We start from the raw sequence: 20578 nt of genomic DNA on the forward strand, positions 1-20578 counted from the left end.
ATCATCAAGTTGAAGGTGCGAATGTTAATGCCTTTCCTTTCTGGACGCAAGCAGATGCGATCGCTCTTGACCGACATTTACGTGACTGTTTGCAAAAAGCCGTCCAAACTGAAGATTTAGAACAACGCCGAAAACTATTAACAGTAGTCATTGTTGGTGGTGGTGCAAGTGGTGTAGAAATGGCAGCAACTCTAGCTGATTTTCTACCACATTGGTATAGCGCTTTGGGAGGAAATTCAAGTGAAATTCGTGTAGTATTACTCAATCATGGTAAAGAAATCCTTGATGGCGATATAAATAACCCATTGCGTGAAATTGCCGAACGGGAATTGAATAAACGTGCTGTGCCAATAGAGATGATTGTGGAAGCAGAAGCTACTGCTATTGGTTCCACCTCAATTCAATATAAGCGTAACAATCAAATTGAGACATTAGCTACACATACTACAGTTTGGACTGCTGGCACTTCTACCCATCCACTGATTAAAGATTTGCCAATTCCTAAAGAACATCGAGATCGTCGTGATCGCCCTTTAGTTACTCCCACCTTACAATTACTCGATTTCCCAGAAGTCTTTGTCGGTGGTGATTGTGCAGCAGTTCAGGATAATTCGCTACCGCCTACGGCTCAAGTGGCTTATCAGCAAGGAGCAAATATTGCCCAGAATTTGAAAGCGATCGCTCTAGGAGAAGACCTCAAACCTGTTAAGGTTAACATCCGGGGAACCCTTTTGAAATTGGGGTTAAATGATGCTGCTGCTAACCTCTTCAATGTTTTTGAAGTTGCAGGCGAATCTGGGCATTTAATCCGTCAAGGCACTTATTTAACGCTATTGCCAACACCAATTCACGACTTTAAAGCAACAACAGAATGGGTGGATGAAGAGATTTTCCATCACCACCTTGACCCTCATGATGTGGGGAAAAAAGTGGTGCAAGCAGCGGAAATAGTCGGTGCAGGGGTTGTAGGTATTCTAGCTGCGAGAAAATTACTGAAAATGTTGGGAGATGATGATAAAAAAGAGTAGGTAGGGAATCTCCTTTAATACAAGGTATAATTGCCAGTCCAAAGGTTTCCTTTAAGTCTCTAATGTGAAGAATCATTTCTAGAACTGCTTACTTGGCAATTCACAGAGATAATTTTTTTACTTTGATACTGTGGATGCCCAAATATTTGAATATGTTTGTTAGTACTAAAATAAATCTCTCGTGTTTACCTGCTTTTACTAAGTCGAAGATATATAGTGCAATATTCGGTTTGATATTATCAGCATCCCTACCTGGTGTTGCAGGGGCAGAAACTGTGATGCAAAAAGTAGCACGGACAGGAGTATTAACGGCAGGTACAAGTAGAGATGCTTTACCCTTTGCATATTCTGACAGCCAAGGAAAATTGGTTGGTTATTCTGTGGATATGCTGACTTTGATCCAGAAGCAGTTAGAAAAAGAATTAGGCAAGAAAATTCAACTTAAATTAGTTGGAGTTACCCCAGCAGAAAGAATTCCCAAGATAATTAATCGACAAGTTGATATTATCTGTGATGCTAGTAGTTTTACTTGGGAGCGAGATAAAAAGGTTGATTTTTCAATCAGCTATGGTGTCACAGGTACTCAAATCTTAATTAAGAAGGATAGCAATTTAGGTTCACCTGAATCTCTCATTAACAAGCGTGTGGGTGTGCTGGCTGGAACTACCAACGAACAAGCCATCAAGCAGATACAACCCCAAGCCAGACTTGTATATTTTAAGACTAGAGCAGAAGGATTTGCGGCTTTGGAACAGGGTAAAATTGACGCTTTTGCATCCGATAGCATTCTTTTAGAGGGATGGTTACAAACAGCAAAAAATCAAGATAGTTTTGCGATCGCACCTCCTCGTCCCTATTCACGAGAAGGAATTGCTTGTATGGTTCCTGAGAATAACTCTAAATTCCTCGATTCAGTGAACTATTCCCTCGTCAAGTTTATGCAAGGATTTGTCAACAATAACCCCAAATATGTTGCGATTTTTGACCGTTGGTTTGGTTCTCAAGGTGTTGTATTTCTAAATCGAGACTTACGTGATTTAGCTGTGGAAACCATGCAATTGATGATAGAGTTTCACGAAGATATTCCCCAGAAAGATTTGTAGGCTGTAGTTAAGCTAAGGCGCATACATATTGCAATATTTTCCGTTTAGGCCGTCATTAGTCATTAGTCATTTGTGTTTACCAAGGACAAAGGATAACCTCACCAGTTGATGTGCAATCTTATTTGCGTAATAGCTTAGTATTGATGGTGAAGAAATTTGAGAGTATATTAAACCTCTAGCAAAACTCTTTTATTGTTATGAATCCAATGTCACAGTTTTAACTGGTAAGGTAATGACAAACTCTGTCCCTTGCCCCAGTGCAGAAGTGCAGCTCAGATTACCACCGTGAGTTTCTTCGACAATTTGCCGAGCGATCGCCAACCCTAACCCAGTTCCTTTACCAACAATTTTTGTAGTAAATAAATGGTCAAATATTTTTTCTTTAACTTGTTCATTCATTCCCTTACCATTATCAGCGATGGAAATTTTCACTAAATTATTCTCGACTGAGGTTGTAATTATAATTTGGTTAGGAGTTTCTTGAATCTCTGCTAAACTCCGCCCAAGAGTTGACTCATCTAAAGCATCAATCGCATTTGCCAAAATATTCATAAACACCTGATTGAGCTGCCCTGGAAAACATTCAATTTGAGGTAAATTACCGTAGTTTGTGACAACTTCAATAGCAGGGCATAGTTCATTACCTTTCAGACGATGTTTCAAAATTAAAATAGTGCTATCAATACCTTGGTGGATATTGAAAGGCACTTTGTAATCTTGATCCGCACGAGAGAAAGTTCTTAAACTGGTGCTGATTTTTTTTAACCTGTCGCACGCCATAGACATTGAATCAATCATCTTGGGCAAGTCTTCTAAGGTATAATCTAATTCAATTTCGACTGCATGATCTTTGATTTGATCGTTCTTGCTGAGTGAAGTTTCTTGATACAGTTTCAAGTGTTCGATAATATCAGCAATAGTAGGTTTAGCTTGTTTGAGACTGGCAGCAATAAAACCGAGGGGATTATTCATTTCGTGAGCGACACCAGCAACTAAGTTACCCAGTGCAGACATCTTTTCACTTTGGACTATTTGTAATTGGGCATTTTGTAGATCGTTTAGCGCCTGTTGCAAATCAAGTGATTTTTGCTGTAAAGTAAGTTCTGCTTGTTTGCGTTCACTAATATCTCGCATCACAATTACTGCACCAAGTTTATTGTCTAAAGAATCGACGATCGCTTGTCCGCTTGCTAACAAAATTCTCTTAGAACCATGCTTCGGTGCAATTACCATTTCTGCATTTTCAACTATTTCCCCTTGCAAGGCGCGAAACAAAGGAATTTCTGCTGTTGATAGGGGTGTTTGACCATCAGCTTGATAGAGATCGAAGTGTTGTGCCCATTGCTCTGGTGGTAATGATTCTACCGATATGCCATGAAACTCACGGGTTGCGTTATTGAATAGGATCAAATTTCCATTAGGGTCACAAACAACAATCCCATCTGTAATATTTTGAATAATGGCATTCAAGAACTCTCGTTCTTTGGCTAGAGATGCTTCGGCCTGTTTGCGTAAGCGAAGCTCGTCGTAGACATCGCTAATATCAATTACCACCCCATCCCATAAGATTGCACCATCGGCTTGTCGCTCTGGCCGAGCCACAGATTGAATCCATTTCACGGCTCCTGAAGGCAGGATAATGCGCCATTCTTGCTCAAATGGTGTCAGAGTTTGGGCAGAGTACGCGATCGCTTTTGCAATAGCTGGTTGATCGTCAGGATGATTCATAGCGTAAAGGCTGTGTATCCCTGCCATCACTAACTCTGGCTCTAATCCATACAAGTCAAAACAGCCAGAGCTAACGTAAGGTGTTGAAGTTGAACCGTCGGCTGCCAAACGGAATTGGTACACCATCCCAGGAATATTATTCGCCAAATTTTGGAAGCGGATTTCACTAGCCTGTAATTTTGCTAGAGATTGCGTCAACTGTTGAGCATAGTTTTGGGAATTTCGATAAAGTCGGGCATTCACCAGAGAAATTGCCGCTTGAGCGCAAAGCAAGTTCAGCAGTTCGACGCGATCGCTTGTAAAGGCTCCATTTGTCAGGTTATTTTCCAGATACAATATGCCCAGCAACTTCCCCTGATGTAATATTGGGCTACACAAGATGCTTTTGGGCTGCTGTTGCTGAATATAAGGATCGTTGATGAATTGAGGATGCACTGTGGCATCAATAATTACTGTTGGTTTTAAGCTGCGTTTGACGGTATTAATTAAGCCAACTGGCACATCCTGAGAGTCTTCAATTGGCTGTGGATTCAGCAACTTTGGGTAAAAATCAATATGAGTAATTCCCATATACTCTACAGATCCGATACCAAAAGAAAGCTGTGCTAACGCCTGAATTAGCAAACGCCCTGATTCCAAAAGCATGAACACACACTTATCTGCTCCGGCATTTTCAATGACGATATGCAGCAATACTGAAAGCAGTTTTTCCAGTTCGATTTCGCCAGATAGGGTTTGGGAAGCTTTGAGAATACTAGCTAAATCTAGAGCAACAGAAATGCTGCTACTACTGGAATTGCCAGAACTGGTGGAGGTGAGACTCCCCAAGGCAAAGATAGTTTCGTTAGTTGAGAGAGGAGAAGGACTTTGCTGAAGGATGGGGGTGAGTAATTGGGGATAGCGTTTTTCTAGATCGACGACTTTCGTTTTTGCACCCCAACGAGCATAACCATAGTAGGCTTGAGTCATGTATGACTGAGCAATCTGCTCTTTGCCCCACTTGAGGTAGAATTTGGCAGCTAATTCATTGGCTAGTGCTTCTTCTTGAATATAGCCTTGTTCTTTGGCTCCAATGATGGCGCGATCGTAATATTCAATTGCTTCTGCCCGATTGCCCAATACTCGATACCGCTCGGCTTCCACCAAATCAAATTTGTGTCGAAAATTCATTGGTGCATGGGTAGCCCAGTAGTTAAGTTTTTCTTGGTTGGCAGTAATGTATTCTTTTATTTGCTGCTGTTCTAGGGCTGAGAGTTGCTCAAACCATGCTAGTTGGGCTAAAGAATCATAGAAATGAAAGATGGGTACATATAAAAAAGCAATGATCGCATCTAAATATTGTCTCGCTTGCCTAGCTTGTTCTACGGCTTGTTCAAACTCGGAAAACAGATACGATACAACAAGTTTGTTAATCCATAGCAATGCTAATCCGGTGCGATCGCCTGCTGCTTCATGTAATGGAAGTTGATGCTGTTCATTGTAGGCTGTACCACTCAACACCACAACATCATCCGCATCTCCCATTAAATTCAGCAAAATTTGTCGAATCAATTGGGAATAGTTCAGAGCTAGATTTTGCTTCAGGTGCTTGAGCGCTTCACAATAACCAGCAACTTCCGGCTCTAGCTGTGTTAAATTCTGTCCTGAAAAATACGAGTAAAAACCGTAGTTATACGCAGAGTAACCCGCGAAAGCCAAATCGCCCACATCTAAACAACTACAATAAGCAGTCTGCAAGGGTTGTAATAACTCCCGCAGGTGCATTTTCCAATGCCTTGTGTATAAGTAGACTAATAATAAAGTTTTCCCTTTCAATTCGGAATTTTGATAACGCGATAGTAGGTCGAGGGCTAACTGACCGAATTCATAACCTAATTCGACGTTTTTGAATACACCGCACATCAATATTCCATAAGAGGCATAGCTAAAGGTCGAGGTTGATTCATTACCATAGACGACAGATAAATAAACCTTTTTTAAAATCACCAGTAAATACAACTGTGGCTGGGACAGATAAGCGCAGGGTGCTACTGATGTCAAAATTCGAGCTGCTGCCAGGATGTTTGCATCCCTTGCATCGCTGAGGTTGAGCAACTCGGCAGGGAATCGCTCTCCAATTACATCTAAGACGGTACTCAAGGCCACTGCCACATCTTCCTGGGTAGGCACTGTGGGTAGTTCCACTCCCAATTGCTTTAAAATGGTAAGTGCTGCTGCGATCGCTTTGGCAAAATAACCCTGAGCAGTGAATACCTCAATTTTCACCTCATAGACGCTGATTTTATCTAATGGAGTTTTGGCGTGATTTAGGACAAGATGGGCATTGGCTGCCATCTCCTCTAAATCACCGCTCAGATAGGCAGTTTCTGTGGCAACTTGATAGAGTGCTAGGGTTAACTCATACTGATGCTGCCAACTGTTGTGGGCGAGTAACCCAATGCCCACCTGGGCATATTTACAGGCAGCAGTGTAGGCGATCGCTGCCTTAGCCTTGCGGCTTGCCATCAGGTTAAATTGCGCTAATGCTTGACGTTCTGCGGGTTGGGTAATTAATTCAGCTGCAACGTTAAGTTGACCGACAATTTCAAAAATGCGTTCTTCCCGGTTGCCTTCGGGGGTATTACTCAGGAGTAACTGGCCAATTTTTAGATGAGTTGCCTGTTTTTGCTCCTCTGGGATGAGAGAATATGCCGCTTGTTGGACGCGATCGTGCAAAAATGTGTAAACACAGGAACCAGAATCCAGAATCCCCAAGTCAGAAGATTCTATTATTGCTTCTGACTCTTGATAAAACTTATAGACATCACAATGTGGTAAAACTAACCCTTCTTGCAACGCTTTCCACAAAACTTTTGCCGTTTGGGTTGGAGACTGTTCAAAAACGATCGCCAATGTCGCCAAATCAAATTGATTACCGATACAGGCTGCCAATTTCAGAACTTCCTGAGTTTCGAGTGGCAACTTTTGTAGTTGAATTGCCATAAACTCAACGACATCATCCGTTAAAGAAAGCGATGTCTGAAGACAAGCTGCCGTGTGTATGGGTACTTGCGCCAAATCACACTGCCACAAACCTATATCCCAATCAAAGGTAATTCGTCCATCTTCATGTAATGCCTTGAGAAACTGGGTTGTAAAAAACGGATTACCTTTGGCTTTTTGATAAACTAGCTCGGTTAACGGCAGGGCAACTTCTGTTGAATAACTCAATGTATCGGCAATCAAACGATTCACATCTGTTTGACTCAAAGGAGCTAATGTAATGGTGCTGACGGTGACTCCCTTCTCAATCTCTTCCAGGGCTACCATTAACGGATGAGCCGCAAACACTTCATTATCACGGTATGCGCCAATAATTAATAGATAACCCTTTAAGATTTCACCCATTAACAGCCTCATCAAATTGAGAGATGCCAAATCTGCCCAATGCAAATCGTCGAGGAACACTACTAACGGATGCTCTCTTGTAGCAAATACCTGAATAAATTTCACAAACAGCAGATTGAAGCGGTTCTGTGCAGCACTTCCCAATAATTCTGGTACTGGCGGTTGCGTGCCAATAATCCGTTCTAATTCTGGAATCACTTCAATTATCACCTGTCCACTCTCAGAGATTGCGGACAGAATTTTGTTTCGCCACTGTTCCAACTGGGTGTCGCTTTCGGAGAGCAACTGTCCCATCAAATCCCGTAAAGCTTGTACAAAAGCAGACAAGGGAATATTGCGGTTGAACTGATCATACTTCCCTTTGATGAAGTAGCCGTTCCAGCGAACGATAACCTTATGCACTTCATTCACCACAGCAGTTTTACCAATGCCAGAGAAGCCAGCCACCAGCATCAGTTCCACTGCACCATTGGCAACCCGCCCAAATACCTCCAGTAAGCATTCTATTTCCTGCTCCCGTCCGTAGAGTTTTTCAGGGATGAGAAAGCGATCGCTGATATCGTGCTGTCCTAAATCAAACCATGTGTGTTTACCTGTTTTTTGCCATTGTTCTAAGCAAAATACTAAGTCATATTTGAGTCCCGTAGCACTCTGGTAGCGATCTTCGGCATTCTTTGCCATTAACTTGCAAACGATCTCTCCCAACATCAAGGGGATTTCCGGGTTGAGATTACAGATAGAGTCAGGCTGTTTGGCGATATGACAATGTAACAACTCCATCGGATCGTGAGATGTAAAAGGCAGTTTTCCACTCAGTAGTTCAAAGAAAGTTACACCCAATGAATAAAAGTCGCTGCGGTAGTCAATGCCTCGGTTCATCCGTCCAGTTTGCTCTGGCGACAAATACGCTAGGGTTCCCTCCAGTCCGTTGGGACTTTGGATTTCTTGAGTTTCTCGTGGTAGCAGCGAGGCAATACTGAAGTCAATTAGCTTAATTGTTCTGGTGTCAGGATGAATCAGGATATTAGCTGGCTTGACATCTTTGTGAATGACGCGCTGTTGATGCAACTGGTGTAAAGTCTCTATCAGTTGCAAGGCAATGGGTAGGAATTCCTCTAAGCTCAGTGGTTGTCTTTGGGTAAATTGTCGCAAGGAGATGCCACCAAAGTCTTCCATAACTAGGGCATAGCCATTGTGATGGGGTTCTAGGCTGTAAGGTTTAATGATGCTGGGAATATCTAGGTTTTTAGCTATCGCATATTGGTTGCGAAACTGGATTAATTCGCTAAAACTTGGATATTCTCGTTTTAAGAGCTTGATGACAACTGGTTGGCGATCGCATTCTCGTATTGCCCGATACACTTGAGTCCGAGAACCAGAATAAAGTTGCTCTATAATTTGGTAGCCAGCGATCCTTACAGTTGCATCAACTTTTGCACTCATAAATTTTTACCAGAATTCCTTGTCTAACGCTAGAATTCCCCAGACAGCATCTTCCTTAAATTATATTTTACATCAGTATCAAAAAGAACCATACTTTATTGAGTATTGAGCATTAGGATAAGTTTTTTATACTCGTGAAGAAGTCTTTATTTTAAATAAGAGGCTGCATCCGCAGCAAAGCTGGTAAATCCAGAGAGGTGAGGTGTTGATAAGCTCGATCTATAAAACGCTTGCCCCTAAGAAAACCTGTATTAGCTCCGGGACAAATGTACCTGAGAGTTTCTGGTGTAAAATGTTCTAATAATAACTGAACACTGTTGATTTGTCGTGGCCAGTGAAAGGTTTTAGTTATCCGTAATGGTACTGCATCGCCCTTCTGATTAGGAACCAAATGGCGACCAGAAAACAATATACCTCCAAGCTTACTGTAGTGTAGGCAAGATGATCCGGGAGAATGACCTGGTGTCCAAATAATTTTGACTGCCGCATCAAGAGTAAATTCTTGACTAAAGGTAGTTACGGGTAAGCCTGGTAATAAATAAGCTTCTTGTTCTTGCATCAGGACTTCACAATCCAAGGCTTTCTGAATTTCAGCAGTTTTGCCTATAGCACCTCGATGGGTGAGAAATAACCAACGCACCCCTCCATGCGCTGCTAAAAAGTCTTGATTTGTTTGGTCTAGGGCAGGGCAATCTATGAGGATATTGCCTTCATTTCTTACAATAAAATAAGAGGTTCCCCCTAATGTGTCCCGATTGGGTGGGAAAGCAAAAATGCTATCTTGTGCGAAGTCTGATTGCAAGGAACTTCCGCTAGGAATTTCTTGAGGAAAGACAGCCCGTGGTGGCTTAGTTGTATGACTTGGCTGTTGAGGTAAAGGGCACATAATCAAAGAACCGGAACTGAGGAGTTGTGGACAATCTGGTTACAGTGTAGAAATTCTGAAGAATTAAACTGTAACCATCTGAAAAAATTGGGATTTGAGGTCTGCCTCGTAGTTAATGCTATGGTGCTGAAGCTACTGGTAGGGCGTTTTGTCAAAATTACTGAAGATAACATGGCATTTTGGTTTCTGTTTATCCTCCTACTGGGGCTAGCTACTTATCTAATGGTGCAGCACAGTGTCGCTCACATCACTCGAACGCCAGTATGGTTGTTGTGGCTGGTTTTAATGACACCAGCATTATTGTTAAGTGGATGGACACTGATATATGGGGCGAAACAACCTCCACCACCAGGGCTGATTGTTTCGTCGTTATTTGTCTGCACAGTGTTGTACTGGATATTGTTTCTAGGGGGGCGGCGAGTGCCAAGAGATACACAAACCGAAGTTCCAGCCCAAGCCTCAGAATCACAGCCGATTATCCAGCCTACCCCAGAACCATTAGTGCGTCCCATTGAGCCAACAGAAGAAACTCAACTGCGAAATTGTTTTCCTTGGTCTGTATATTACGTTCAAAATATTGAGTATCGACCACAAGCCGTAATTTGCCGGGGTCAGTTGCGAACTAAAGCCAGCAACGCTTACCAGCAGATTAAGACTAATATTGAAGCACAATTTGGCGATCGCTTCGTGTTGATCTTTCAAGAAGGTTTAAATGACAAACCTTTCTTTGTGCTGGTTCCTAATATTCAGGCTGCTAAAGAGAGAAATACACCCCGACGCGACCAAGAACGCTTAACTCGACCAGGATTAGCACTTCTACTACTAGTAGCGACTTTGATAACTACTACCTTGGTGGGAGTGGAAATTGCTGGTACTTCTCTTCCGCCTCTATGGGAAATGGGCTCTTTGTTCAAAGTTCTATCTAACCCAGATGTCCTATTCAAAGGATTACCTTATGCTTTAGGTTTAATGACTATTTTGGGGATTCACGAACTTGGGCATTATTTGACGGCTAAATTCTACAAAATTCGCTCGACGTTGCCTTACTTTATTCCAATGCCTTTCTTTTTGGGAACTTTCGGTGCATTTATTCAGATGCGTAGTCCTATTCCCAACCGCAAAGCATTATTTGACATTAGTATCGCTGGGCCACTTGCAGGCTTTGTTGTTACCTTGCCATTACTAATATGGGGCTTGGCTCATTCTGAGGTGGTTCCCCTGATTGAAGAAAAAACCCGATTTTTGAATCCTGATGCCCTTAATCCCAAATATTCCATCTTACTAGCGCTACTGTCGAAGCTAGCCTTGGGAAGTCAGTTAACAGCAAAATCAGCCCTTGATTTGCATCCAGTTGGAGTAGCTGGTTTTATCGGACTCATTGTGACGGCGTTAAATTTAATGCCTGTGGGACAACTTGATGGAGGCCACATTGTCCATGCAATGTTTGGACAACGAGTTGCGATTATGATTGGTCAAGTGGCTCGCCTCCTCTTGCTATTACTTTCATTAATTCGGGAAGAATTTTTGATGTGGGCGATTATCTTATTATTTATGCCGTTGATTGATGAGCCTGCACTGAATGATGTCACTGAATTGGATAACAAACGTGATATTTGGGGATTACTGGCAATGGCTTTGTTGATTGTAATTATTTTGCCATTACCGCAAGCGATCGCTAACTTTTTGCAAATTTAAAAAGTAGCAACGCAGCCATAAAAATCTAGATATATTTTTCCCAACTATGAAATTAACCATAGCTTGGTATTTTTGATTGAAACAGAATTATTCTTCACTAATTTCAAGATTCAATGTTAACTGGTTTTTTATAAAATCCCATGTTTCAATATGGAATTTTTAGTACTGGCTATAGTTTATCCTGATTTTTAGATAGCGCTTTAATGGGCATTTTATACGATCGCTCAATTACTGCCTAATTGTCTTTTCATCCACAACTCAACTGTTAGCAATTCCTTTTTTTGTTTGGGTGAAATTACACATTAATACCTCAAGCCGTTTGCCAGAAGCAATTCCTAGCAAGGACACAGTTTAACTAAACCCTGATTTCTAGGTAGGGGCAATTTATAAATTGCCCCTGAGCGCGTATAGTTTTGCGTAAGTCCTAAATAGGCAAAATACGCTACAACTAACTCGATACTGAATTAGCTGCCTCGGAAGCTTTCGCAGCAGGTGGAAAACCACCCATACGAATCTCAGAAGTGAAGGAAGTAATGCTAAATCCACCAAAACTCTTGAGGACATTTACCCGCATTCGCAAATTGGGGCTAGCAAACCACAGGCGCTCCTCTGACCAGATGTTTTCATCTTCTATAGTTAGGATTAAAGCACCATCACTGTCAAATTTGTAGTGTCCAGCAACTGGAGTTTTCTCAGCATCAACTATTTCCCGCAGTAACTTGCCTTCAGACGGATTATCTGCATCGGGTACTGAAACTAACACAGTTGAACCACTATGTTTTGTTTGCTCCTTTTCCATTGTGCCATTCCAGTTAATTTTGATAGCACAGGAGGCGGAACTAGGATTAATTTCGTACTGTTGACACAGTTTGATCGCTTCTGGATGATCTACTGCTAAAGTCTCAATGATAATGTCTGACTTGCTATGCTCAGATTCATTCAAAGCCAAATGTTGACTAGTCCGATGAGAAAACCATTTACCAGCACTTAACTGAAAAAACTCTTCAATATTCATGAATGAAATTACCCTGCATCAAAATGCTAAAATTCCCACTTAATTATTAAAAGGTAGCAGGAGGCTCTAATATTATTAAGCTTGATTGCCTATTTCCTCAAGCTTCTTGAGGCCAATTCTGGCTGCCTCAGCAACGTTGAAATGATTGTCTTTTTCTAAGTATTTTAAAGCTGAGACACTCTTGGGAGTGGGAAGATTACCCAAAGCTTCTGCCAAACGTTGTCTGACTAACCAATCATCAGATTGGGCAAAGCGTAGAATCTGATCGACAGACTCAATATCTTTAATTTCTCCGAGCGCAGAAATTGCAGCTTGTTGCAACACTACTTCTTTGCTATCCAATGCCTGAAGAAGAAGTTGACGGGCACGGGGATCTTTAATGTTACCTAGAGAAACAGCTGCACTAAAGCGTACTAGCCAATCAGTATCTTCATAAAACGCCCGTGAAAGCACTTCAAAAGCTCTGGCATCGCCCAAATATCCTAAAGCACCAGCAGCATCAGCGCGGATGCCATAATCGGGGTCATTTTCGAGAATTCTGACCAAAATTGAATAACATTCTGGTGTTGGCTTGATTCCAAGGGCAAATATTGCCATCGATCGCAGTTGCAAAGATTCGTCGTCTAGTACCTTTTTAATTAAAGGGACTGCCTCTTCAGGAGAAACATGACGCAGATTAGCAAGAGCTACCATGCGATCGCGTAAGTTCGGACTTTCTAACTGAGTAGAAATTTCTTGTAAGCTGAGAGCTGTCATGTAGTTCAAAGCATTTTCTTTACTTATCTTAATTTACTCGATCCTTTCATCAGGCTGTCGCTATCGTGAAGTAGGAGTTTGGCGACTTTACAAAATGACTCAATTATGAGTGAAAAATAAATAAATGTTACAAGAGTGGGCAAGGGGCAGAGGGCAGCTTTCAAGGGTAGGTATTTTGTATTTGGTCATTTTTTGGCTATTTCAGCCGATGCTTAAATCCTGAAATGACCAAACCACGTTAAACAATTGAGAATTTTCTCAACTATTTTTGAGATTCTAAAAAACCTACCCTTGAAGGGCAGGGGGAGGAAAGAAGTATTAATGAAAACTTTAGTTGTAGGTATAAAGTTTACTAGTATAAAATGTGGGTTTCGTTACTCAAACGCCACTTGCTTCTCGCTTGGAACTAGCCACGAACAAGTCGTAAAAACCGCAAGGGCGCAGTGGCTTCCCAACCTATGCCAGTTTCGGTTTTTAGCCTTAGCTGAATCACATTGGTTTTTAAGACACCTTTCCTGCGGAAGGCGAACCCACTTTCAAAGAAATTTTAAGAATATATTTGGCAATATCCCGCGATTTATGTAACCCGACCATTTGTAGAAGTCTGGTTCAAACTATATATTTAGACTAGGTTTCAGAACGGAGAGGGGGGGATTCGAACCCCCGTTAAGTTTCCCTAAACAGACTTTCCAGGTCTGCGCCTTAAACCACTCGGCCACCTCTCCAGGTGCCACAAGTTACGATCATACTATAGAATCCCAGAAAATGCAAAGATAAAGAAAGATATTCTTAGATTGAATCTGAAAGTCCTAATTCTACAACGCAAATCCAGATGTCTCGTACATACACAATTAAAGTTCGCGATCGCGCCACTGGCAAAACATACACCCTACAAGTGCCAGAAGACCGCTACATCCTGCACACTGCCGAAAAACAAGGTGTGGAACTACCGTTTTCTTGTCGCAACGGGGCTTGTACCGCTTGTGCTGTAAGGGTATTGTCGGGAGAAATTTATCAACCAGAGGCGATCGGATTGTCGCCAGATTTACGTCAGCAAGGTTATGCCCTTTTGTGTGTGAGTTATCCCCGTTCTGACTTGGAAGTAGAGACACAAGACGAAGATGAAGTCTACGAACTCCAGTTTGGACGCTATTTTGCTAAGGGGAAAGTAAAAGCGGGTTTACCGTTAGATGAGGAATAAACAATTGAAGAAGGCAGGGAGCAGGGGGCAGGGGGCAAGCGGCAGGGAGCAGGAGGTAAAGGGCAAGAGGTTCTGCTCGCTAGGCGCAGCAGCGACCGTAGGAGAATTTGTGATGGTTGGGAGTCTTGGTAACTGGGTACGAAAAATAACTATTTTGGTTTGCTTATTGCTCTTGGTGAGTTGCCAAAGTAAAAACCAGTTGCCAAATAATCAGGCTCAGGTGAAAGTAGCGCGGGTAGTTAGTGGGCAAAGTTTGGAAGTGTTAGGAATGGCTGAACAACCGAATTTGATTTCCCAAGTACGGTTAGTTGGCGTTGATGCACCAGATTTGCGACAGAGACCTTGGGGAGAAGCAGCAAAAGAACAGTTAGAGAATCTTATTGGTGGTGCAGAAGAATTGGTCGAACTGGAGTTTGATTTAGAAGCAAAAGATAAAATCGGGCGAACTCTAGCTTATGTATGGAAAAATAAGGTGTTATTGAATGAAGAATTAGTTAAACAAGGCAATGCAATGTTTGTTGGGCGATCGCCTAACCACAAATATGACCAGCGTTTAGAACGTGCCCAACAATGGGCTAGACTCATGGGCCAAGGAATCTGGAACCCAGAAAAACCCATGCGCCTTACTCCCGCCGAGTTTCGCCGCCAAAATCTTTGAAAGGTTGGGAATTGAGAATTGGGAACTTGTACTGAGCGCAGTCGAAGTATGGGGAATGGGAGGAGATGAACCAATGACAAATGACAAATGACAAATATACAAATTTTTCTAGATATTGCTACAGAAGCAGCCTTAGCTGCTGGTGCTATTTTGCAGGGTTACTTGGGTAAGTTAGAAGACGCAATTATTGAAAAAGGTCGCCCTGGTGATTTAGTCACGGCTGCTGATAAAGCTTCAGAAGAGTTGATTTTAGAAATTTTGCGTCGCCATTTTCCCCAGCACTCTATCCTCGCTGAAGAATCAGGCAAATTAGGTAATCAAGAAAATGAATACCTCTGGGCAATAGATCCTCTAGATGGCACAACCAACTACGCCCATCAATACCCATTTTTTGCAGTTTCTATTGGGCTGTTAATTAATGGCGTTCCAGAAGTTGGTGTAATTTATGACCCATTCCATAATGAGCTATTCCGCGCTGGTGCTGGCTTGGGAGCAACGCGAAACCGTCGTCCCATCAATGTTTCAGCAACATCTGAACTGAGTAAAAGCCTACTAGTAACTGGATTTGCCTACGATCGCCGTGAAACCTCTGATAACAACTACGCAGAATTTAGTCACCTTACCCACCTTACGCAAGGGGTTAGACGTAGCGGTTCAGCATCGCTAGATTTGGCTTATGTTGCCTGTGGGCGTGTCGATGGTTACTGGGAAAGAGGGCTTTCTCCTTGGGATATTGCCGCCGGGATAATTTTGTTACAAGAAGCTGGGGGCAAAGTCACTGCATACAATGGCACCCCTGTCAAAATTGAGTCAGGTAGAATTCTGGCCACAAATGGTTATATTCACGACTCCCTCAGTAACGAACTGTTACAGGTTCCGCCACTGTCAGCCTGGGTATAGCACATGGGGGTGGGGGCTTTCCCTCCGACTTTGGGTAAACTAAAAGGAATCTAACTGCTCCTTTGGTGCAAAAAGTCTATATGTCTTTCAAAATAGATCGTGGATTATTTAAATATGATTTCATAGATCATCACGCAATATTGTGCGTTCCAGTTGATGCGGATGTCAAAGAGATTCGGAAACGCTATCTCCAAATTGCCCGCCGCTTACACCCGGATAGTAGATTTACTGAAAGTGATGAACAAAAACAGCTAGGAAACGAATTGTTATCAAAGTTGGTTAACCCAGCTTACGAAAAACTTGCTGGCGATCGCACTCGCACGGAATATATTTTAATTTTGTCGCAAATCGGCAAGCGCTTGTTACAAGAGTCTGCTTCGTTAACTCTCACCACCGATTTGGCTAAAGAGTTAGCTAAGTCACCTAATTTCGATCATGTCTATAAAAGTGCGATCGCTAAACTAGCTCAAAGCCAATATGATTCTTTAGACCAAGTGCAGCAAGTCCTTGCCCAAATTAGTGAGTTGAATTTAGTCTATTTAATGCGGAGTGCAAGCAAAACATCCGCCGCGCCGCCACCTGCTCAACCCAAAGTTCAATCAGGTACACCTCAACCAAGTACACCAAAAAATACACTCCCAGAACCAGTACCAGCGCCAGTACCAGCGCCACCAAAAGAAGACACGGTTGTAGAACAGTATGTTCGTCGCGCTCAATCTTTGATTGACAAAAACCAATTTGCCCAAGCCAAAGTAGAGTTGCAAGATGCCCTGAAGCTAGAACCTAAAAATAGTCGCTGCCATAGCTTGATTGCAATGGTGTATTTGAGGCAAAATCAGCTAAAAATGGCAAAAATCCACTTTGAAAACGCTTTAAAGCTAGATCCCAGTGACGAAATGGCTCTGCAATGGAAACCTAAAATAGATAAGGCATTAGCACAACACCCTAGCGATCATAAGGTGACTTCATCCGCCAATAATGGAGATAAGCAACCAGATAAATCTGGTAGTGGTGGTTTGTTCGGTGGTTTGTTTGGTGGGAAGAAAAAATAATGGTGTATCAACCAGCATCGGGTGCCAGGGATTTATTGCCCTTGGATGTGGAGAAAAAACGCTGGATTGAAGATCGGTTACAGCAGGTGTTTCATCGTTGGGGATATCACAGGATTATCACCTCAACTTTAGAGCGTATGGATACCTTGATGGCAGGGGAAGCAATTCAGCGCCAGATGGTGATTCAACTACAAAATGGCGAAGATGATGAATTAGGGCTACGTCCAGAATTAACAGCATCCATTGCTCGTACTGTTGTCACTCGCATGGCAAATGCAACTTATCCGCAACGGTTGTACTACAACGCCAATGTGTTTCGCCGCACGTGGGAAAGTAGGCATAATCGCCAGCAAGAGTTTTATCAAGCTGGGGTGGAGTTGTTAGGTGCTGGCGGATTGCTGGCGAATGCGGAAGTACTGCTGTTAGTCGCAGATTGTTTAGCAGCATTGGGTTTGCGACAATGGCACTTAATTTTAGGTGAAGCGGGAATTACGCGATCGCTCCTGAGTGCATTTCCGGCTAATTTACAGGATAAAGTTCGCAGTGCGATCGCTCATCTCGACCGCATTACCATAGATACTTTACCCTTGAGTGACAAACTACGCGATCGCGCCAGAATCATGCTGGATTTGCGCGGCCCCAGTGCAGACGTGTTACAAAAAGTTAGTAGTTTGGATCTAGACGAAGAACAGCGAGAGGCAGTGAATAACCTCAAATCCCTAGTAGAATTACTAGAATCAGAGAAAAAATTTCCTTTAATCCTCGATCTCAGCCTGATCCAGACCATAGATTACTACACTGGTATTGTCTTTGAAGTTGTCAACGACACCGAATCCCAAGCCAGAGTTTTAGGGCGTGGTGGTCGCTACGACCAGCTTTTGGGTCTATATCATCCCCAAGGAGAAAATATACCCGGAATTGGTTTTGGACTCAACATCGAAGATTTATACCAAATTTTGTTATCTACTCAACAATTACCGCAAGTAACCCCAGCGAGTAACTGGTTAGTAGTACCAGAGACTGCGAGTGCTAACGCCCCTGCCTTTGCCTACGCGCAAAAACTTAGAGATTCCACCCATTTAGTGCGGGTAGAAATTGATTTAGGGGGAAGGGATGCAGACGCTATTCGCCAATATGCACGCGATCGCAGCATAGCTCAAATTGCTTGGATTAAAGCTGATGGTTCACCCAAAATTGAGTCATTGCGTTAAGTGAGTTGGGAATGGGGCATGGGGCATGGGACATAGAGAAGAGACAAGGAAGAGGGGGGAGACAAGGAAGAGACTTGTTCAATAATTTCCCCTTACCCTCCTTGTCCCCTCGTCCCCTAATCTTTCCTGCTCCCCTGCTCACTACTCCCCTGCCTCCCCTGCTAGGCTAGAAATAGCCGATACAGAAAAGAGGGAATCGAGAACATGCCGCACACAATTGTTACAGAAGTCTGTGAAGGCGTAGCTGACTGCGTAGATGCCTGTCCAGTAGCTTGTATTCATGATGGCCCAGGCAAAAATGCCAAGGGAACAGATTGGTACTGGATTGACTTTGCCACTTGCATCGACTGTGGTATATGTCTCCAAGTTTGCCCAGTAGAAGGGGCGATTCTGGCAGAAGAACGACCGGAGTTGCAAAAAACTCCGTAATAGTCCATAGTCAACAGTCAATAGTTATTTTTTGACTTGACTGTTGACCAAAGAGGCAGGGGAGCAGAGGGAAGCGGGCAGGGGGAAGATACTGGAAATATACTGACACAAGGGTTTCAGAGCAAATAAATTTATTTATTCTCAAAAGTAAAAATATTTATTTTGAGCGGAAAGTGCCATAAGAAATAATACGTCCTTGCCTCAAGCCCATAAATTAAATTTATGGGTTTCTCCCACTGCTCCACGCTCCCTGCCCCTTTTACTATTTTTGACTAATGACAAACTACAAATGACAAATGACAAATGACAAATGACTATTTACTAGATGTACAAAATGTCCATGCTGGATACATCAAAGATGTAGATATCCTGCAAGGTGTGAATTTCCTGGTTGCCCCAGGAGAATTGGTAACAGTGATTGGCCCCAACGGTGCTGGTAAATCTACTTTGGCAAAAGCAATTTTTGGGCTTTTGATCCCCCACACAGGCACAATTACCTTCAAAGGTGAAAATATCGTGGGGCTAAAGTCCAATGAAATTGTTCAACGAGGAATGTGCTATGTACCGCAAATCGCCAATGTTTTCCCCTCTCTCAGTGTTGAAGAGAACTTGGAGATGGGTGCTTTTGTACTTAATGTTCCCCTGAAACCAATTAAAGATAAAATATTTACCATGTTCCCCAAACTGAGCGATCGCCGTCGTCAACGGGCTGGTACTCTCTCTGGAGGAGAACGCCAGATGCTAGCGATGGGTAAAGCTTTGATGTTGGAACCTAGTTTGCTGATTTTGGATGAACCATCTGCTGCTTTATCCCCGATCTTAGTGACACAAGTATTTGAGCAGATTAAACAAATTAATCAGGCGGGAACTGCGATCGTATTAGTAGAACAAAATGCCCGTAAAGCCTTAGAGATGGCTGATCGCGGCTATGTACTGGAGTCTGGACGCGATGCTATATCGGGCCTTGGTCAAGAACTGTTGAACGATCCTAAAGTGGGTGAACTATATCTGGGAGCAGGTAAAAGACATTAACCATCTTTAATCACTCTTGCCCCATTCAACATAACACCACTTTAAATAAGGAAACTTCACGAGCCGATAGCGATGTCGAAGGCAGTCTGTGCCTACGCTATCTATAAACTAATACAAAAGCTATAACAATTCCTGCCACTGCCGCGACCGTCGTTTTCGATGCTCAAAGAATTCTCCCCAATAATCCTTGCGTTTCTAATCACATCTACAGCAAGTCAAAAGGTAAAACAGGACATTCATTCAGGAAAAATTATAAAAATGCAAATTAACCGGATTTGCCAGAACCCCAATTGAACAAGAGGACGTACTAAACTTCCTATATATAAAGCTCTGCATCACTTTTTGATATAATTCCGATTCAAAATAACTACTGCAAAGTCGCTCTAGAGGAAATCTGGGACGTTTTTTATGGTATAAAAACGCCTATGTTTACCCTAATCAAAATTGATTGAGTGCTTTTGGCAATTTGGCATCCAAAATTTTTATGTTCCAGTTTTAATTGATATATCAGCAGGGTTACTGGGACATTGAGAAACTTCTACAAGGGATCGATTCCCGTCTCAAAAATCCCACCCAATGGCCAGTTGTTGACGCTCACGCTCTGTAAACTACCTTAAATGGTGGATGCAGTAAACAAGCAGAGCAAGCGTCACCGCTTCATCACAACTGGCTAGAAATCAAACAGAAAACACATAGTTCGTTAAGGGTTGCTCTCCTAGCTCATCCATTCTTTTTATGGCATTGCGTAGAGGAGAAGCATTAGGTTCCATTAAGCAAGCGTAGCTGGAAATTGTATCGGGTCAGTGATAAGTTAGGCGCACTCACAAATTCGGTTACTCAACAGCTAGAGGAATTACTCAACTCATTGAGTGCTGCAAAGGCGTTGAAGCCGAAGTAGATGCAAAGCGGCTTGTCGTCAGACATTGCTCGGCAGATTGTTGAAGAAACCCACGGTGGGAAATTGAGTTTTAGCTCGGTTATTGGTGAAGGTACTGAATTTCTAATTGAACTACCTGTGTAAAATTTTAAAGTTATTTTTTTATAAATAACTACA

At 42.5% G+C, this 20578-nt stretch carries 15 protein-coding genes and 1 tRNA gene; 11 read left to right on the forward strand and 5 right to left on the reverse strand.

Annotation, left to right across the window (positions count from 1 at the left end):
* Both H6G86_RS15390 and H6G86_RS15395 read left to right on the forward strand, forming a co-directional pair.
* A partial coding sequence (locus H6G86_RS15390) for an NAD(P)/FAD-dependent oxidoreductase (RefSeq protein ID WP_190935056.1) occupies positions 1 to 1028 on the forward strand: 1028 nt, incomplete at its 5' end.
* A gap of 152 nt (positions 1029 to 1180) precedes the next feature.
* Positions 1181 to 2131, forward strand: a complete 951-nt coding sequence (locus H6G86_RS15395; protein WP_242064829.1) for an amino acid ABC transporter substrate-binding protein — start codon at positions 1181 to 1183, stop codon at positions 2129 to 2131.
* A 195-nt stretch (positions 2132 to 2326) separates the two neighbouring features.
* Here H6G86_RS15395 and H6G86_RS15400 read toward each other — a convergent pair whose 3' ends face one another.
* Together H6G86_RS15400 and H6G86_RS15405 are read right to left on the reverse strand one after the other, a co-directional pair.
* The gene (locus tag H6G86_RS15400; RefSeq protein ID WP_190935058.1) at positions 2327 to 8689 is read right to left on the reverse strand and encodes an AAA family ATPase; all 6363 of its coding nucleotides are present in this window, start codon (positions 8687 to 8689) and stop codon (positions 2327 to 2329) included.
* 151 nt (positions 8690 to 8840) lie between these two features.
* Positions 8841 to 9575: an MBL fold metallo-hydrolase gene (locus tag H6G86_RS15405; protein ID WP_190935059.1), complete on the reverse strand. Its 735-nt coding sequence runs from the start codon at positions 9573 to 9575 to the stop codon at positions 8841 to 8843.
* A 171-nt stretch (positions 9576 to 9746) separates the two neighbouring features.
* Here H6G86_RS15405 and H6G86_RS15410 point away from each other — a divergent pair, with 171 nt between their 5' ends.
* A complete protein-coding gene (locus H6G86_RS15410; protein ID WP_190935147.1) occupies positions 9747 to 11270 on the forward strand; it encodes a site-2 protease family protein in 1524 nt (507 codons plus the stop codon).
* A gap of 448 nt (positions 11271 to 11718) precedes the next feature.
* On the opposite strand, the gene H6G86_RS15415 is transcribed toward H6G86_RS15410, so the two are convergent.
* The 3 genes from H6G86_RS15415 to H6G86_RS15425 form a co-directional block, all read right to left on the reverse strand.
* A complete protein-coding gene (locus H6G86_RS15415; RefSeq protein ID WP_163927586.1) occupies positions 11719 to 12285 on the reverse strand; it encodes a phycobiliprotein lyase in 567 nt (188 codons plus the stop codon).
* A gap of 75 nt (positions 12286 to 12360) precedes the next feature.
* Complete coding sequence (locus H6G86_RS15420) at positions 12361 to 13041, reverse strand: HEAT repeat domain-containing protein (protein WP_114080714.1); 681 nt, start codon at positions 13039 to 13041, stop codon at positions 12361 to 12363.
* A 640-nt stretch (positions 13042 to 13681) separates the two neighbouring features.
* Positions 13682 to 13766 (reverse strand) — tRNA-Ser (locus H6G86_RS15425).
* 107 nt (positions 13767 to 13873) lie between these two features.
* Between H6G86_RS15425 and H6G86_RS15430 the strand changes: the two genes are divergently transcribed.
* The 8 genes from H6G86_RS15430 (at position 13874) to H6G86_RS15465 (ending at position 20545) form a co-directional block, all read left to right on the forward strand.
* Positions 13874 to 14242 (forward strand): 2Fe-2S iron-sulfur cluster-binding protein, encoded by a 369-nt coding sequence (locus tag H6G86_RS15430; RefSeq protein WP_163927587.1) that lies wholly within the window; start codon positions 13874 to 13876, stop codon positions 14240 to 14242.
* 112 nt (positions 14243 to 14354) lie between these two features.
* Positions 14355 to 14900 (forward strand): thermonuclease family protein, encoded by a 546-nt coding sequence (locus H6G86_RS15435; RefSeq protein WP_190935060.1) that lies wholly within the window; start codon positions 14355 to 14357, stop codon positions 14898 to 14900.
* A gap of 87 nt (positions 14901 to 14987) precedes the next feature.
* A complete protein-coding gene (locus tag H6G86_RS15440; RefSeq protein ID WP_190935061.1) occupies positions 14988 to 15800 on the forward strand; it encodes an inositol monophosphatase family protein in 813 nt (270 codons plus the stop codon).
* Positions 15801 to 15880: 80 nt separating this feature from the next.
* Positions 15881 to 16852: a J domain-containing protein gene (locus H6G86_RS15445; RefSeq protein ID WP_190935062.1), complete on the forward strand. Its 972-nt coding sequence runs from the start codon at positions 15881 to 15883 to the stop codon at positions 16850 to 16852.
* Positions 16852 to 18063 (forward strand): ATP phosphoribosyltransferase regulatory subunit, encoded by a 1212-nt coding sequence (locus tag H6G86_RS15450; protein ID WP_114080719.1) that lies wholly within the window; start codon positions 16852 to 16854, stop codon positions 18061 to 18063. The genes H6G86_RS15445 and H6G86_RS15450 overlap by 1 nt, the downstream gene beginning before the upstream one ends.
* Before the next feature lie 204 nt (positions 18064 to 18267).
* On the forward strand, positions 18268 to 18492 hold the full coding sequence (locus tag H6G86_RS15455) for a ferredoxin family protein (protein WP_012407913.1): 225 nt from the start codon (positions 18268 to 18270) through the stop codon (positions 18490 to 18492).
* A 303-nt stretch (positions 18493 to 18795) separates the two neighbouring features.
* A complete protein-coding gene (locus tag H6G86_RS15460) occupies positions 18796 to 19524 on the forward strand; it encodes an ABC transporter ATP-binding protein (RefSeq protein ID WP_012407914.1) in 729 nt (242 codons plus the stop codon).
* A gap of 898 nt (positions 19525 to 20422) precedes the next feature.
* Entirely contained in the window at positions 20423 to 20545 is a 123-nt protein-coding gene (locus H6G86_RS15465) for an ATP-binding protein (RefSeq protein WP_190935063.1), read from the forward strand.
* Positions 20546 to 20578: the final 33 nt, after the last annotated feature.

The sequence above is a fragment of the Nostoc sp. FACHB-133 genome, from assembly GCF_014698055.1.
In the GTDB taxonomy this organism is placed as follows: Bacteria; Cyanobacteriota; Cyanobacteriia; order Cyanobacteriales; family Nostocaceae; genus Nostoc.